This window comes from Vibrio sp. Vb0349 (assembly GCF_033338975.1).
Genome location: NZ_JAWOTS010000009.1, coordinates 1 through 15,942 on the forward strand (window position 1 = coordinate 1; position 15,942 = coordinate 15,942).

A 15,942-nucleotide genomic window follows, 5' to 3' on the forward strand; every position below is an offset into this window, starting at 1 on the left:
AATGGAGGCGCCTCCCGGAGTCGAACCGAGGTCCACGGATTTGCAATCCGCTGCATAGCCACTCTGCCAAGGCGCCTCATTTGTGAATAAAGCTAAGCTTTTTCATCACCCTTTCGAGCCGTGCTCTCTTGGGTACGGGATGCATTCTACGGATTCGAGCGATCGAGTCAACACTATTTTTATTTTTTTAAATCGTTTGACTAGAATTTGTGCGAAAGACGATGGATTGCTTAGTTTTAATACTAAAAATCGCTTAAATACACTTGTTTATCATAAAACTTTGGCTACGCCTTACACTGCTGGCAGTGCGTTGCGTGCATTGAAGTATTAATAATCAGAAGACTCGCCTCTCTAAGACTCTCCAAGGACAAAAACAAGACTTAGATCACAAATGGAACTCTATCGAAGCAAAAGCCCCAGATACAAATTGCAAGCATGGCCGTTAACAAGCATTGAAAAGCGAGAGAAGCAAAAAATGCTGTAGATTGCCTTAGATACAAAAAAGCAGGCTACTAAGCCTGCTTTCTAACATCAGAATTTAATGGTGCTCTTCATTCAACAGATCGTCTTTCGCAGCAGCTAAATATTGAATCATTGACCAATATGTCAAGAAAGTTGCCACATACAAGGCCGCAAAGCCTAGCCAAACCATCCATTCATCGTAACGCCATATCAACACCCATAAGGCGAACATTTGCGAGACAGTTTTTACTTTGCCAACCCAAGATACCGCAACACTCGCTCGCTTACCGATTTCAGCCATCCATTCTCGCAATGCTGAGATAATGATTTCTCGCGCAATCATCGTTACCGCAGGAATGGTCACCCAAATTGAATGATAATGTTCCGTGATTAGAATCAATGCCGTTGCCACTAGCACTTTATCAGCGACAGGATCAATAAACGCGCCAAAACGAGAAGTTTGGCCAAGTTTACGGGCCAACATGCCGTCAAGCCAGTCAGTAAAACCCGCTACCCAAAACACCATTGCTGCTGCAAACGGTGCCCATGAATAAGGTAGATAAAAGACAACCACAAAAACAGGGATTAGGAACAGTCTAAGAAGAGACAGAATGTTCGGGATATTCAAACGCATTTTATTATTCTCTTACACATTGCGGCTTAATGTTGCGCGATTTTCCTTATTGTTTCAATGCTTGGAAAATAATTTCTGCTAAAGAGTGACTTATTCCCGGTACTTTGGCGATTTCTTCGACACTTGCACGTTTAAGTTCTTGTAACCCACCCATGTACTTGAGTAACGCCTGACGTCGTTTAGGGCCGATTCCCTCAATCCCTTCGAGTGCACTCGTACGTCTGGTTTTACCTCGCTTAGCACGGTGCCCCGCTATAGCATGGTTATGGCTTTCATCACGAATATGTTGAATAAGATGCAGCGCAGGAGCATCGCTTGGTAAATGAAACTCGTCCCCATCGACTGTAATCAGCGTTTCTAAACCTGGTTTGCGAGTAACGCCTTTTGCAATACCAATCATGATAGGACGCTTTGGCCAATCCCCCCAGTACTGCGAAATGATGTCATGCGCACGATTTAACTGACCTTTACCGCCATCGATAAAGATGATGTCGGGAATTTTCTCTACGTCCAATTGCTTCGAATAACGGCGCTCTAATGCCTGTCCCATCGCTGCGTAGTCATCGCCACCCGTAATGCCTGTGATATTGTAACGACGGTATTCCTGTTTAACGGGCCCTTCACTGTTGAACACCACACAAGATGCAATCGTACTTTCCCCCATAGTATGGGAGATATCAAAACACTCCATTCGAGCTATAGACTCCAACTCCAATGTTTCGCGAAGCGCATGAAAACGCTGATTAATCGTCATCTTGTGATTGATTTTGGTGGTAATCGCCGTTAGTGCATTCGTGTTCGAAAGCTTGAGATACCTTGCTCGGGAGCCAGTTGGCGACGTATGAAAATGAACCTTACGGCCTGCCACTTCACTTAACGCTTTCTGTATTGGCGCAATATCTTCTGCCAACTCTTGATTCAAAATAATACGAGAAGGAATTGTACGTGCTTCGTTATGGCTCAAATAGTATTGAGTCAGAAAACTATCGAACACTTCCTGCTGGCTTGTATTTTGTGGGATTTTCGGAAAATGGCTACGGCTACCAAGCAATTTACCTTGGCGTATCATCAGGATATGGATACACGCGATACCATTCTCCTGAGCAAACCCGAGTACATCCATATCATCCATGCTGTCTTCTGAGACGTACTGCTGCTCTTGAACACGTCTAATCGCTTGGATTTGATCGCGAAATTTAGCGGCATCTTCAAAGCGCAACTGCTGACTGGCATCTTCCATTTTCTCAATCAACTGTTTGAGTACTTGCTGATCTTTGCCTTGCAAAAACATGCGCACAAAGCCAACCAACTCTGCATATTCTTCATCAGAAATGATGGTATTAACGCATGGTCCTGCACAACGACCAATTTGGTACATCAAACATGGGCGCGTTCGGTTGGAATAGACAGTGTCTTCACACTGGCGCACAGGAAATATCTTTTGCAGCAAATGCAATGTTTCTCTTACTGCACCAGAATCTGGGTAGGGGCCAAAATATTCACCTTTGCGCTTCTTGGCGCCACGGTGGATAGAAAGCCGTGGGTGCTTATGACCGCTAATAAAGATATAAGGGTAAGACTTATCATCTCGCAGCAACACATTGTATTTCGGCAAATACTGCTTGATGTAGTTATGCTCTAGGATCAGCGCTTCTGTCTCAGTGTGAGTCACCGTGACGTCTATTTTGGCGATATTACTGACAAGCGCGCGAGTTTTCTCACTGTCTACTTTTTTTCGAAAGTAGCTTGAAAGGCGCTTTTTAAGGTCTTTGGCTTTACCTACGTAGATTACAACAGCTTCGGCGTTGTACATTCTGTAAACGCCGGGCTGATGAGTTACTGTCTTGAGAAAGGAAGCCGAATCGAAAGGAGGATTCACGCTAAAGGGTCTCGGTGTCCAGCATTCCGTGGCGAATCGCTAAGTGAGTTAACTCAACGTCACCATTAATGTCCAATTTACTAAAGAGTCGGTAGCGATAGCTGTTGACTGTCTTTGGACTTAAATTAAGTTGCTCAGAAATATCCGTTACCTTTTGGCCTTTGGTGATCATAAGCATGATCTGCAATTCACGTTCGGATAAGTCTTTAAAAGGGTTCTCAGAGGCTGGAGAAAATTGACTCAATGCCATCTGCTGCGCAATCTCTGGCGAGATGTAACGCTGCCCACTATTAACTACACGAATCGCATTCACCATTTCGTCAGGGCCAGCACCTTTGGTTAAATAACCAGACGCACCTGCCTGCATCACCTTGGTTGGAAACGGGTTTTCTGTATGAACGGTAAGTACGATGATTTTCACATCAGGATTCACGCGAAGAATTTTTTTAGTGGCTTCCAAGCCGCCAATTCCTGGCATGTTCATGTCCATTAAAACGACGTCAGCATGATTACTGCGACACCATTTTACTGCATCTTCACCGCTGTCAGCTTCTCCTGCTACGTTCATTCCACGGACGTCTTCAATAATACGTCGTATCCCTGTGCGAACCAGCTCGTGATCATCTACAAGGAAAACATTTATCAAACTTGTATCTCCACACTTTGTATTGGTTCTGCACCCACATAACCATTATTTGTTAAATGTGGATATCAGTATGACTGCCTATATACTAACGTAATCGACAAAAAATTGCTTTCTATGAATATGTGCTGAAACGCAAACTTTAGCAAGAACTTATTCATAAACCACTCTATTATTTTAGAGCGTGATGAGCAGAACCGAAATCTAAGAAAAGACAATTAACAACATTAAGTACAATAAATCAAGTAACTAGGTTTCATATTGCCCAGAGAAACACGCTATAACTTAAAATGACACTGTCCCTCTTGCACCAAAGACTAACTTGTAATCACTAATTCCAGCAAAAATTTGAGACGCTTTCTTTACTGGTTATTTTTACAGTTCTTAGTGTTAAACTAACGTTCTTCAAGTTTTCTAAGGTTTCTCACATTTGAATATCCAACAAGGCTTTCTGCTTACTCGACAGGCACGAGACATCAAAGGTCAAACTCAAATCGAGTTGTGGCTTTCGACAGAAGCAGGTCCTACTCAGTTACTTATTAATGGTGAGAAGCCAGTATTTTTCATCGCTCAGAAACACTCAGAGCAAGCAAAGACACTCGCACGAGAAAAAAACATATTCGTCGACATCCGCCTTTTGGATCTCAAAACGTTTGAACATACGCCTCTTGCTGCCTGCTATACCAATGTAACCAGAGACGCTCTCGCACTCAAAGACACATTCGCTCAAAAAGATATCACTACGTATGAAAGTGATATTCGCCTCGCCGATCGCTACCTAATGGAGCGTTTTATCAAAGGCAGTATCGAGTTTACAGGCAATGTGACTCGCACCAATGGCTACCAACGCGTCCAGAGCGCAAAATGCCGTTCGGGGCAATATGAGCCGAAGTTAAACGTTGTCTCGCTAGATCTAGAATGCTCTGAGAAAGGCATTCTTTACTCAATCGGATTAGACAGCGTCATGGATTCCCGCGTTATCATGATCGGAGAACCAGAACCTTCGGAGACACCGATACAATGGGTTAAGGATGAAAAAGCGCTTCTAGAAGCACTCATCGTTTGGTTTAAACAATTCGACCCCGATGTCATTGTCGGTTGGAACGTCATTGATTTTGACTTTCGTCTACTACACAAACGAGCAGAATGGCACAACATGAAGCTAATGCTTGGTAGAGCAGACCAAGCCAGCTTTTTCAGAAGTTCATCTCAAAGCCAACAAGGGTTTATTTCCATTCCCGGGCGAGTTGTAATGGACGGTATCGATACGTTAAAAACGGCGACTTATCACTTTCGGTCTTGGTCATTAGAGTCTGTATCTCAAGAACTCTTGGGGGAAGGGAAAGAAATCCACAACGTTCATGACCGTATGGATGAAATCAATCGTATGTACCGCTCCGACAAACCATCGCTGGCTAAATATAACTTACAAGACTGCGTGTTGGTGAACAAGATTTTCAATCACACTCACCTGCTCGACTTTGCAATTGAACGCTCTCGCCTCACTGGTGTAGAACTGGATCGTGTCGGTGGCTCGGTAGCGGCATTCACTAACTTATACATGCCGCAAATACACCGCGCAGGCTATGTTGCCCCGAACCTACACCCAGAAAATTGGATTGCGAGCCCCGGCGGTTACGTGATGGACTCCATCCCTAACCTATATGATTCTGTTTTAGTATTGGATTTTAAGAGTCTATATCCATCGATTATTCGCTCTTTCTTGATTGATCCTATGGGTTTAGTTGAGGGGTTATTGCTCGATATTGGAAAAGAAGAAAATCAGGCTGTACCTGGCTTTCGCGGTGGGCAGTTCCATCGTACGAAACACTTTTTACCAGAAATGATTGAAAAGCTTTGGGCAGCACGTGATGTTGCAAAGAAGAACAATGAAAAAGCTTTTTCTCAGGCAATCAAAATCATCATGAACTCCTTTTATGGCGTACTGGGCTCATCGGGATGTCGTTTCTTTGATACTCGGTTAGCTTCTAGTATTACCATGCGCGGACATGAAATCATGAAGCAAACTAAGGTGCTGATTGAGGAGCAAGGATATCAAGTGATTTACGGCGATACGGATTCCACATTCGTGTCGTTGAATCGACCATACAGTCAAGTAGAAGCTGACGCTGTTGGAAATCAATTAGTTGATTACATCAACTCTTGGTGGCAAGAACACCTGCGTTCTGAGTACAACCTAACATCTATGTTGGAAATCGAGTATGAAACCCATTATCGCAGATTCCTTATGCCAACGATTCGTGGCGCAGAAACTGGCTCGAAAAAGCGCTATGCGGGTTTAATCGGTGAAGGAGAGCAAGAACGGATTGTATTTAAAGGGTTAGAAAGTGCCCGTACTGACTGGACCTCGTTAGCACAGAAATTTCAAAATACACTCTATAGCATGATTTTCCATGGTGAAGATCCAAGCGACTATGTCCGAGAGATGGTTGAGAAAACTAACAACGGTGAATTTGATGAACAGTTGGTGTATCAAAAGCGACTGCGAAGAAAACTGCATGAGTATCAGAAGAACGTCCCGCCACAAGTGCGTGCAGCTCGTTTAGCCGATGAGATAAATGCCAAGCTTGGCCGCCCATTACAGTATCAAAACAAAGGGCGAATTGAATACATTATTACCGTGAACGGCCCTGAACCTTATGAGTACCTCAATAGCCCGATTGATTATCAACATTACATTGATAAACAACTCAAACCCGTTGCAGATGCGATTCTCCCTTTCATTGGGACGGATTTTGACAGGCTTTCAGCGCCACAAATGGGGTTGTTTTAGCCGATACGAAACTCTGTTTTCTGGTACTGTTTGACTAACCAATCACCAAACGCATCAATTAGCCCGATAACAGAACGCTTGGGAATACCCCGGCCAGAAAGTAAAATTTCTAGCCGCTCGATCTCAAGCTGCTTTTCAGGATGATAAGTTAAGAATACCTTGCCACATTGTATAGGGTCATCAAACCAACGTTTATCTCGATACATCACCAAAGAGTATGACGCTCTTAGTAACTTTTTAGCAATCACTCGCTGGGCGGCCACCTGCTCTTCTATCGTCTTCGCTTGTACGATTTTTTTGCGATACACCGTAATCCAATCTTCCACATCCATATTCCAGTGCTTAGCAATTTCCCAACTTGGGACGTAATCACCGAAGCAGTCTGCTAGATCATCACCATAAACACAGACACAGCAATGCTTAAGCATAAAGCCCCAAGTAAAAATACTATCTAAATTAGCCACTTCGCTCACTAAGGCTGTACGGACCGATACACCATTAACGTGAGGGTAACTCTGCTGCGCACGCCACTTAATTGTGTTGAGCAAAGTCGCGCGATTGTGCTCAAAGGATGATTGAGTAACGACAACCAAGTCTAAGTTCGACTTCCCAACGATCGCTGTTTTGCGAGCAACACTACCGTATACATAAACGCTGTGTAAGTTTTGCCCCAGTCCACCTTTGAGACAAGCGGTGACTTCCCTAATTAAAGACGCAAACTCTGGTTGAAATGGTTGTTTAGGATCGATAACAGGCAGAGACATGACTTAAAACGTGTTCTCAGATGGTTCAAGAAGTTGGACTATATGTTCTCTTAGCCGACTCACTGAATCAAGTCCATTCAGGTGTTTAGTCATGGGAGTAACAACAAATTTCTGCAATGAATTTTAATGCTAGGCGGCTAACTTAGCGCTATAATCACCGAGTTTTGCTTAATAAGTATGAATAGGAATATACAATGCCAAAGGCAAGTGAAATCAAAAAAGGCTTCGCAATCGAGTCTAATGGTAAAACTCTTCTCGTTAAAGACATCGAAGTAACGACTCCTGGCGGTCGTGGCGGCGCTAAAATCTACAAAATGCGTTGTACAGATCTAAACACGGGCGCACGTGTAGATGAACGTTACAAGTCTGATGACGTTGTTGAAACGGTAGAAATGAACAAACGTGCAGTTGTGTACTCATACGCTGACGGCGATGAGCACATCTTCATGGATAACGAAGACTACTCACAATACACATTCAAGCACAATGAAGTTGAAGACGACATGCTGTTCATCAACGAAGATACACAAGGTATCCACATTATCCTTGTTAACGGTGCTGCAGTGGGTATTGAACTACCATCTTCTGTTGAGCTAGTGATTGAAGAAACTGACCCTTCAATCAAAGGTGCTTCTGCATCTGCTCGCACTAAGCCAGCACGCTTCGCTTCAGGTCTTGTCATCCAGGTTCCTGAGTACATTGCAACTGGTGACCGTGTTATCATTAACACAGCTGAACGTAAATACATGAGCCGAGCATAAGCATGTCTGATTTGATTTCTTACGACGACGTCATCGACGCAGCGTACGACATTTTCCTTGAGATGGCTCCGGATAACCTAGAGCCTGCTGACGTGATTCTGTTTACTGCGCAATTTGAAGATCGTGGTGCCGCAGAACTTGTTGAAACCGGTGATGACTGGGTTGAACATGTTGGCTTCGAGATCGACAAAGAAGTATATGCAGAGGTTCGTATCGGCCTAGTAAATGAGGAAAATGACGTTCTTGATGACGTATTTGCTCGTATGCTAATCAGCCGAGACCCTGAACATAAGTTCTGCCATATGCTTTGGAAACGCGATTAACGTTTCTTCATCATGAACAAAAATACCAGCCTAGTGCTGGTATTTTTTTATCTGTTGTTTTTGTTTAGCTGAGATATTTGTTTATCCAAAGCACCCTGCTCTATATCGGCTTTAGATCCTTTTGTTATGTAACAGATAAGAAAAAGGCTTGCCGAATTGGCAAGCCTTTCTGATGTTTTGCTATCGATTAACGATGCTTGTTACGTGCGCCTTGGTCACCAGCAGCCTTCTTCGGCTTACGACGAGAAGGGTTGTTGCTGCGGCCTTTTGGCGTGTTAACACGCTCTTCATGGCGCTTAACTGCGCGACGAATTTTTTGGCTGCGTGCACGCTCACGTTTGCGTGACGTGTTGTCTTTGTTCAGATCAAGCATGGTTTCTTTCTCTGGACGAAGCTCTACAAGCTCACGCAAGTAGTTTACTTCTTTCAGGTCAAGCTCCATCCAACCGCCACGAGGCAGTTTCTTGTCTAAGAAGATGTCGCCGTAACGAACACGTTTCAGACGGCTAACGGTACACTCTTGCGATTCCCATAGTCGACGAACTTCGCGGTTACGACCTTCGTTGATAACAACGTAAAACGTGTGGTTCATGCCTTCACCACCCGCGTAAACAACATCTTCAAAGCGAGCTAAACCGTCTTCCAGTTCAACACCTTTGACTAGATTACGAACTTTCTGTTCAGTTACTTCACCGAACACACGTACTAGGTATTCACGTTCAACTTGGCGGCTTGGGTGCATTAAGCGGTTCGCCAGTTCACCATCCGTTGTGAAAAGTAGAAGACCAGAAGTGTTCGCATCCAGACGACCAACTGAAATCCAACGAGAGCCACGAATTTTTGGCAGACGATCAAAAACAGTACGACGACCTTCTGGATCGTGACGAGTACACAGTTCACCCTCAGGTTTGTAGTACGCAAGTACACGACAAATCACTTCTTCTTGAATCTTTGCAGAGACAATGTGACCATCGATACGAACTACGCTGCTCTCGTCTTCAAGTCTTTCACCAAGCTTAGCGACTACACCGTTCACGCTAACGCGACCAGATTTAATTAACGATTCAATCTCACGACGAGAACCGTGACCAGCACGTGCTAATACTTTTTGTAACTTTTCGCTCATTTATCTACCTATGTGTCGTCTTCACAGACGTCTAGACCAGGATTGGTCTGCATTTTGCTATTTACCCATTTCAGTGGGATTTTTCGGTCGGACATTATACGTAACTTTCTTAGTTAATGTAAGCTAAATCGGCGCCATTCTCCACACCAAAATTCACTTCAAAAATGACCGAAATATTTGTCCTATTCTGCAACTTTTTTACTACTTAATGCAGGCATTGCTCAACGAGAATCCCACTAATATCGGTCTTCCTGAACCACTTTAACCACGCGGTACCTGATAAAATTGTCAGGGTTACAACAATAACCACTTGGGGTGTGTTTACTGTTCGTATTGCTGGAAAGCAACGAAGAATAAGCCGTCCCTGTTTGCTGCTAAGTAATACCAATCACCGCAGACAATGAGCGCTCATAGCAAAACAAGGTCGTGGGTAACAAGACAAAAATTGTCTTTAAGTCATTAGTTCACATCAAAAATAACACTAATGCTATCGTGTACTCTGACTCTCTAGGTTCGCTCTGCACTCTCGGCGATTGGCATAAATCAGACAAAAAGGAATAGAACAATGTCTATGCTAAATCTCGACCTAAATTGGATTTTTGGGACATCTCAAGATGACGATATGACAGGCACAAAAGGCTCTGAAACAACCGATATCTTCTTCGGCTTCTGTGGTGATGATAAGTTTGTAGGATACGGAGGTAATGATATTGTCTTCGGTGGCTGGGGAGATGATACCTTGCTTGGTGGCCGAGGTAACGACTTTGTTTCTGGCGGCTTTGGAAACGATTTCCTATCCGGCGGATTAGGAAACGACAAACTCTTTGGTGGCTGCGGCGACGACACAATTTTTGATTATTCAGGCAACAACTACTTGAGTGGTGGCTGGGGTAACGACACGCTCGTTGTTGGTGATGGTGAATCAGTACTGAGCGGTGGCTGTGGAGACGACACCTTCGTGCTTACAAACCGCCTGGCTATTGGTGTACCTGATCAGCCAGTGTCTTCCAACGATATTGATGTTAAAGCCGACATTGTCGATTTTAATATTTTCCATGACAAACTTGTCTTTGATATGGGCCGAGACACTGATAACGATGGCATTCGAGATACGTTCTTGGATTCAGCGGATGATCTGACTTTATCTTACAATGAATGTGGCTGGGCAGTATTCTCAAGTGATGAATACAATGTTGAAGTGACACTAAACGGTGTGAGCTCTGCATACATCAACTATGCAGAACAAAATGGTATCGACATTTTCGATTTCGCTTAACCTCAATCAGTTAAGTTCAATGAGATATTCGATATGACAACTAAAATAGGAGGCGCGATGCCTCCTATTTTGTTTGACGGTGGTGTGCGTCTACTATTCGAATGGTGCAGGGTCACCAGATCCCAAACGAACCACAACAGGTTCACCTTCGCTAAAGTCAATTACAGTCGTAGGTTGTTCACCTAAGTAACCGCCATTAAGAATCACATCAACCGCATGTTCTAGTTTATCGCGAATATCCTCTGGATCAGATTCTGTTACGTCACTGCCAGGTAGAATCAACGACGTAGACATCATCGGCTCACCTAATGCTTCCAACAAGTCCAAGGCAATTTGATTGTCTGGAACACGGATACCGATGGTCTTACGTTTTGCATTCATCAAACGACGCGGCACCTCTTTTGTGCCTTTGAAGATGAAGGTGTAAGGACCTGGTGTGTTATTTTTCAGCAGTCGGAATGCAGAGTTATCCACTCGCGCATAGAGAGAAAGCTCCGACAAATCACGACACAGTAAAGTAAAGTTATGCTTATCATCCAGACGACGAATCTGACAGATTCGTTCCAGTGCCTGTTTGTTCTCCAACTGACAGCCAAGTGCGTACCCTGAATCAGTAGGGTAAACCACAACGCCGCCGTTACGAATGATTGCTACTGCTTGATTAATCAAGCGAGCCTGTGGGTTTTCTGGGTGAACGTAAAAAAACTGGCTCATTGTAATTCCTCATTATCGAGCCTCTCGGCTCTATATTTTTATGGGTTCTCGACTTCGTATTACTGAGTATTATTCAACGAAGGATCTATTCCCCAATCTTTCCAAACTGGTTCGACGCCAGCAGGCAACCATAGGTTCCTTCCTAGCTCCATCCACGGTGATGGGTAGTGAAAATCACTGCCTTGAGAGGCTAATAGTTTGTATTGTATAGCATAATCAGCCAAGTTGCGCCTTTCTTGTTGCGCTTGCTGTGGCTGTGCAACTTCCATCGCATCACCACCTGCTTCGACAAACGCTGCTAGAAGACGCTTAATCCACTTCGCTGTCAACTTATATCTGCCAGGATGCGCTAATACCGCCATTCCACCAGCCGCATGGATAGCATCAACCGCATCCTTCATCGAACACCAATTCGGTGGTACATAACCTGGGTTATTACGCGTTAGGTATTTTTTAAACACCATTTGCATGGTTTTTGCGTAACCATTATCTACCAACCATTTCGCGAAATGCGCTCTTGTCACTGGAGCATCACCGGCGATTTGCCTTACCTCTTCAAGCACACCTACTCGAGTTGCTTTTTGTAGTCGCTCTGCAATTAACTCAGATCGTGTTATGCGATGCTGCTTCTGCTGTTCTATGAGGGCAGATAATTGTTCATTTTCCGGATCAATATTCAGGCCGACAATATGAATGTCTTTGTTTTGCCAGACGGTCGATATCTCAATGCCATTGATGATTTTTATCGGCAAATTATTATCTTGAACGTATTGCTTAGCTAACGCCAAACCGTCAACCGTATCGTGATCAGTGATCGCCAAAACCTCGATATCAAAACTCAGCGCCCTTTCCACTAAATCTTTAGGTTCTAACCGACCGTCCGATGCAGTGGTGTGACTATGTAAATCAATTCTCATATTTTTATCGTTTTAATGCCGTTTTGGGGTTGACTTTTTACTCTCGCACTAGTTAACTAGTACACAAATACAAAGTACGTAATTTAAGGTTCACCATGTTACAAGAATTTAACCAAAACCAAAAAGCGAAAGTTGCGGTTTGTCTTAATAAGGCAAACTCATCAGATCTTGCTTGGTGGCGCACTTGGACTAGTTCTTGGTGGGCAAACGTATACTTCTAGTTTATAGAACCAAACGTTGTAAAGCCCGCTACTTAAGCGGGCTTTTTTGTTTTGTTGCTCATTTCACATTCAACTGCCTAAACATTAATCGAATATAGCCAACTCTAGATTGGGAGAACGTTTGCTTTATGCGACTATGTACGGCAGGAAGATTTAAACAGCCACAAGGAGGTCTTGTGAACAAGGCCATTGAAATTAAGAAACTTGGACAGCTTGAAGTGCTAACGGCTTCCGTCCCTTATACTCAAGACCCGACTCGCTTGTTCCACACACTATGTGAGAACAAAACTGACAGCCTATTGCTGGAATCTGCTGAGATCGATTCAAAGCAAAATTTAAAATCCCTGCTGATCGTAGATTCAGCGGTTCGCATTGTTTGCTTCGGCCATACCGTTAGCATGCACGCCTTGACCAATAACGGTAAAAACCTACTGTCTCACCTAAATCAGAACATCCGCGGTGACGTTGAGAGCAAGTTCGATGGCGAAACGCTAACTTTGGAGTTTAACCAGCCATGCGACACGTTAGATGAAGACTCTCGACTACGTGAAGCTTCTTCTTTCGATGCGCTGCGTTTAGTTCAGCATAGTTTTGATATTTCACAGCAAGACAAACACGCGATTTTCCTTGGTGGTCTGTTTGCCTACGACTTAGTCGCAAACTTCGAGCCGCTTGGTAATGCCGAAGCAACAAATCAGTGTCCAGATTACGTTTTCTACGTCGCGGAAACACTACTTGTTGTCGACCATCAAACGGAATCTTGCCAGCTTCAAGCGACGTTGTTTGTTGATGGTTCAGAGAAAACAGCGTTAGAGACTCGTATTGCAGAAATTAGCGCCCAGTGTGCAGCGCCAAAACTGTTGCCGAGTGCAGAGCAAATAACAGATGTAACGGTAGAACCTAGCGTGTCTGATGCAGACTTCTGCCAAACCGTTCGCGACTTAAAAGAGTTCGTAGTGAAAGGCGATGTATTCCAAGTTGTACCGTCTCGTAGATTCACTCTACCTTGTCCTTCTCCACTGGCGGCTTATAAAGAACTGAAACAAAGTAACCCAAGCCCTTACATGTTCTACATGCAAGATGAGCTGTTCACTCTGTTTGGCGCATCACCAGAAAGCGCGCTTAAGTATGAAACCGATACCAACCAAATTGAAATCTACCCAATCGCAGGCACTCGTCGCCGCGGTAAGCGCCCTAACGGCGAGATTGATTTCGACCTAGATAGCCGCATCGAACTTGAACTGCGTACCGACATGAAAGAAAACGCAGAGCACATGATGTTGGTTGACTTAGCACGTAACGACGTTGCTCGTATTGCTCAAGCTGGCACCCGCCACGTAGCTGACCTACTAAAAGTCGACCGCTACAGCCACGTAATGCACTTGGTATCTCGTGTGGTTGGTCAACTGCGTGAAGACCTAGACGCGCTGCACGCATACCAAGCATGTATGAACATGGGCACGCTCACTGGTGCACCAAAGATTCGTGCAATGCAGTTGATTCGCGACGTAGAAGGCGCACGACGCGGTAGCTACGGCGGTGCTGTGGGCTACCTTACCGGCGAAGGAACATTAGATACTTGTATCGTGATCCGCTCAGCGTACGTTGAGAACGGCATTGCTCAAGTTCAAGCTGGTGCTGGCGTGGTGTTCGACTCTGACCCGCAAGCGGAAGCAGACGAAACGCGCGGCAAAGCACAAGCGGTAATCTCTGCTATCCAAGCAGCGCATAAGTCACAATAAGGAATAGGGTTCAGAGATGGCTAATATCATTTTTATCGACAACTTTGACTCGTTCACCTACAACCTTGTGGATCAATTCCGCTCCCTAGGTCACTCAGTCAAGATTTACCGAAACAACATCCCAGCAGAAACCATTGAACAAGCGGTAAACGAGCTTGAAAACCCAGTGGTCCTGCTCTCACCAGGCCCAGGCGCACCGTCAGAGGCAGGCTCAATGCCGGAGCTTATCCAACGCATGAAAGGCAAAGTGCCGATGATCGGTATTTGTCTTGGTCACCAAGCGATTGTTGAAGCGTACGGTGGCACCGTTGCAGGCGCGGGCGAAATCATTCACGGTAAGGTCTCTATGATGGAGCACCAAAACCATGCGATTTACCAAAACCTACCATCACCACTTGCGATTGCACGTTACCACTCGCTGGTTGCGACCAAGGTTCCTGAGAACCTAACCATCACAGCAGAAGTGGATGACTTGGTAATGTCTGTTGTACATGAAGAAGATAAAGTTTGCGGGTTCCAGTTCCACCCGGAATCTATTATGACGACCTACGGAGCAACACTGTTGGCCAATGCCATTGAATGGGCACTAGAAGAACAAACTTCAGCGAACCCACTCACTGCTTAAAAAGCACTTGGCACATAAGAAATTTAGGAGAGGAAATATGGAAGCAATCATCAACCCTATTATTACCAAACTGTACGAGCAAGAATCGCTTACTCAGGAAGAGAGCCAACAGCTATTCGACATCATTATCCGTGGGGAACTAGACCCAATTTTAATGGCATCAGCACTGACTGCACTAAAAATCAAAGGCGAGACACCGGACGAAATTGCAGGCGCAGCGAAAGCACTGCTGGCAAACGCAAACCCATTCCCTCGCCCAGATTACGATTTCGCAGATATCGTAGGTACTGGCGGCGACGGTCACAACACCATCAATATTTCAACCACTGCGGCGTTTGTTGCTGCAGCATGTGGTCTAAAAGTAGCGAAACACGGTAACCGCAGCGTTTCGAGCAAATCGGGTTCTTCTGACCTTCTTGATTCATTTGGTATCAACCTAGCTATGAGCGCAGACGATACGCGCAAAGCGGTAGACAATATCGGTGTTGCTTTCCTATTTGCACCTCAGTACCACGGTGGTGTGCGACATGCGATGCCAGTGCGTCAAACCATGAAAACACGCACTATCTTTAACATTCTTGGCCCACTGATTAACCCTGCTCGTCCAAACATCGAATTGATGGGCGTTTACAGTGAAGAACTGGTTCGTCCTATCGCAGAAACCATGCTACAAATGGGTATGAAGCGCGCAGCTGTAGTACACGGCAGTGGCTTGGACGAAGTAGCAATTCACGGTGAAACAACCGTTGCCGAGATCAAAGACGGTAAGATCACAGAATACAAACTAACGCCTGCAGACTTCGGTCTAGAAGCGCACCCGCTAGAAGCGATCAAAGGTGGCGATCCTGAAGAAAACAAAGCGATCATTACCAACATTCTGACGGGTAAAGGTACAGACGCGCAATTGGGCGCAGTGGCAGTAAACGTTGCTCTGCTAATGCGTCTATTCGGCCACGAAGATTTAAAAGCCAACACGCAACAAGCGATTGAGGCAATGAATTCAGGCAAGGCGTACCAATTGGTACAACAACTTGCCGCACACGCTTAAGGAATTGAAGAAG

At 44.8% G+C, this 15,942-nt stretch carries 15 protein-coding genes, 1 tRNA gene and 1 other annotated feature; of the genes, 8 read left to right on the forward strand and 8 right to left on the reverse strand.

The genetic code is table 11. The annotated features are described in order from the left end of the window. Window positions 1-2: 2 nt before the first annotated feature. The 4 genes from R7Q47_RS12085 to uvrY form a co-directional block, all read right to left on the reverse strand. Window positions 3-76 (reverse strand) — tRNA-Cys (locus R7Q47_RS12085). Between the two features lie 462 nt (window positions 77-538). Beyond that, window positions 539-1,096: a CDP-diacylglycerol--glycerol-3-phosphate 3-phosphatidyltransferase gene (gene pgsA, locus R7Q47_RS12090; protein WP_005394805.1), complete on the reverse strand. Its 558-nt coding sequence runs from the start codon at window positions 1,094-1,096 to the stop codon at window positions 539-541. A gap of 46 nt (window positions 1,097-1,142) precedes the next feature. Further along, complete coding sequence (gene uvrC, locus R7Q47_RS12095) at window positions 1,143-2,975, reverse strand: excinuclease ABC subunit UvrC (RefSeq protein ID WP_213970691.1); 1,833 nt, start codon at window positions 2,973-2,975, stop codon at window positions 1,143-1,145. 1 nt (window position 2,976) lies between these two features. Then, window positions 2,977-3,621, reverse strand: coding sequence for a UvrY/SirA/GacA family response regulator transcription factor (gene uvrY, locus R7Q47_RS12100; protein WP_005386783.1), 645 nt, complete (start codon window positions 3,619-3,621; stop codon window positions 2,977-2,979). A gap of 427 nt (window positions 3,622-4,048) precedes the next feature. Between uvrY and R7Q47_RS12105 the strand changes: the two genes are divergently transcribed. After that, window positions 4,049-6,412 (forward strand): DNA polymerase II, encoded by a 2,364-nt coding sequence (locus tag R7Q47_RS12105; RefSeq protein WP_042522809.1) that lies wholly within the window; start codon window positions 4,049-4,051, stop codon window positions 6,410-6,412. On the opposite strand, the gene R7Q47_RS12110 is transcribed toward R7Q47_RS12105, so the two are convergent. After that, the gene (locus R7Q47_RS12110; RefSeq protein ID WP_213960497.1) at window positions 6,409-7,176 is read right to left on the reverse strand and encodes a nucleotidyltransferase domain-containing protein; all 768 of its coding nucleotides are present in this window, start codon (window positions 7,174-7,176) and stop codon (window positions 6,409-6,411) included. The two genes, R7Q47_RS12105 and R7Q47_RS12110, sit on opposite strands and share 4 nt — an antisense overlap. Before the next feature lie 194 nt (window positions 7,177-7,370). Between R7Q47_RS12110 and yeiP the strand changes: the two genes are divergently transcribed. Together yeiP and R7Q47_RS12120 are read left to right on the forward strand one after the other, a co-directional pair. Next, on the forward strand, window positions 7,371-7,937 hold the full coding sequence (gene yeiP / locus R7Q47_RS12115; protein ID WP_005376801.1) for an elongation factor P-like protein YeiP: 567 nt from the start codon (window positions 7,371-7,373) through the stop codon (window positions 7,935-7,937). Between the two features lie 2 nt (window positions 7,938-7,939). Then, on the forward strand, window positions 7,940-8,260 hold the full coding sequence (locus R7Q47_RS12120) for an HI1450 family dsDNA-mimic protein (protein ID WP_005376800.1): 321 nt from the start codon (window positions 7,940-7,942) through the stop codon (window positions 8,258-8,260). A 187-nt stretch (window positions 8,261-8,447) separates the two neighbouring features. Here R7Q47_RS12120 and rluB read toward each other — a convergent pair whose 3' ends face one another. After that, window positions 8,448-9,386, reverse strand: coding sequence for a 23S rRNA pseudouridine(2605) synthase RluB (gene rluB / locus R7Q47_RS12125; protein WP_054701249.1), 939 nt, complete (start codon window positions 9,384-9,386; stop codon window positions 8,448-8,450). A 565-nt stretch (window positions 9,387-9,951) separates the two neighbouring features. Between rluB and R7Q47_RS12130 the strand changes: the two genes are divergently transcribed. After that, window positions 9,952-10,662, forward strand: coding sequence for a calcium-binding protein (locus tag R7Q47_RS12130; RefSeq protein ID WP_005376796.1), 711 nt, complete (start codon window positions 9,952-9,954; stop codon window positions 10,660-10,662). A gap of 93 nt (window positions 10,663-10,755) precedes the next feature. Here the strand turns inward: R7Q47_RS12130 and R7Q47_RS12135 are convergent, their stop codons facing one another. Together R7Q47_RS12135 and rnm are read right to left on the reverse strand one after the other, a co-directional pair. After that, window positions 10,756-11,376 carry an L-threonylcarbamoyladenylate synthase gene (locus R7Q47_RS12135; RefSeq protein WP_005376791.1) on the reverse strand — a complete coding sequence of 207 codons (621 nt, stop codon included), beginning with the start codon at window positions 11,374-11,376 and terminating at the stop codon, window positions 10,756-10,758. 59 nt (window positions 11,377-11,435) lie between these two features. Beyond that, window positions 11,436-12,293, reverse strand: a complete 858-nt coding sequence (rnm, locus tag R7Q47_RS12140; RefSeq protein ID WP_005386777.1) for an RNase RNM — start codon at window positions 12,291-12,293, stop codon at window positions 11,436-11,438. Between the two features lie 95 nt (window positions 12,294-12,388). On the opposite strand from rnm, the gene R7Q47_RS12145 reads away from it, so the two are divergent. From R7Q47_RS12145 to trpD, 4 genes are all read left to right on the forward strand, one after another. Next, complete coding sequence (locus R7Q47_RS12145; RefSeq protein ID WP_005376787.1) at window positions 12,389-12,514, forward strand: trp operon leader peptide; 126 nt, start codon at window positions 12,389-12,391, stop codon at window positions 12,512-12,514. After that, window positions 12,461-12,564 (forward strand) — a sequence feature (Trp leader region). It overlaps the preceding gene by 54 nt. Window positions 12,565-12,690: 126 nt before the next feature. Further along, window positions 12,691-14,256, forward strand: coding sequence for an anthranilate synthase component 1 (locus tag R7Q47_RS12150; protein ID WP_025767265.1), 1,566 nt, complete (start codon window positions 12,691-12,693; stop codon window positions 14,254-14,256). Window positions 14,257-14,272: 16 nt separating this feature from the next. Continuing rightward, complete coding sequence (locus tag R7Q47_RS12155) at window positions 14,273-14,881, forward strand: aminodeoxychorismate/anthranilate synthase component II (protein ID WP_248486812.1); 609 nt, start codon at window positions 14,273-14,275, stop codon at window positions 14,879-14,881. Between the two features lie 37 nt (window positions 14,882-14,918). Then, a complete protein-coding gene (gene trpD, locus R7Q47_RS12160; protein ID WP_041058298.1) occupies window positions 14,919-15,929 on the forward strand; it encodes an anthranilate phosphoribosyltransferase in 1,011 nt (336 codons plus the stop codon). The last annotated feature ends 13 nt before the right edge of the window (window positions 15,930-15,942 follow it).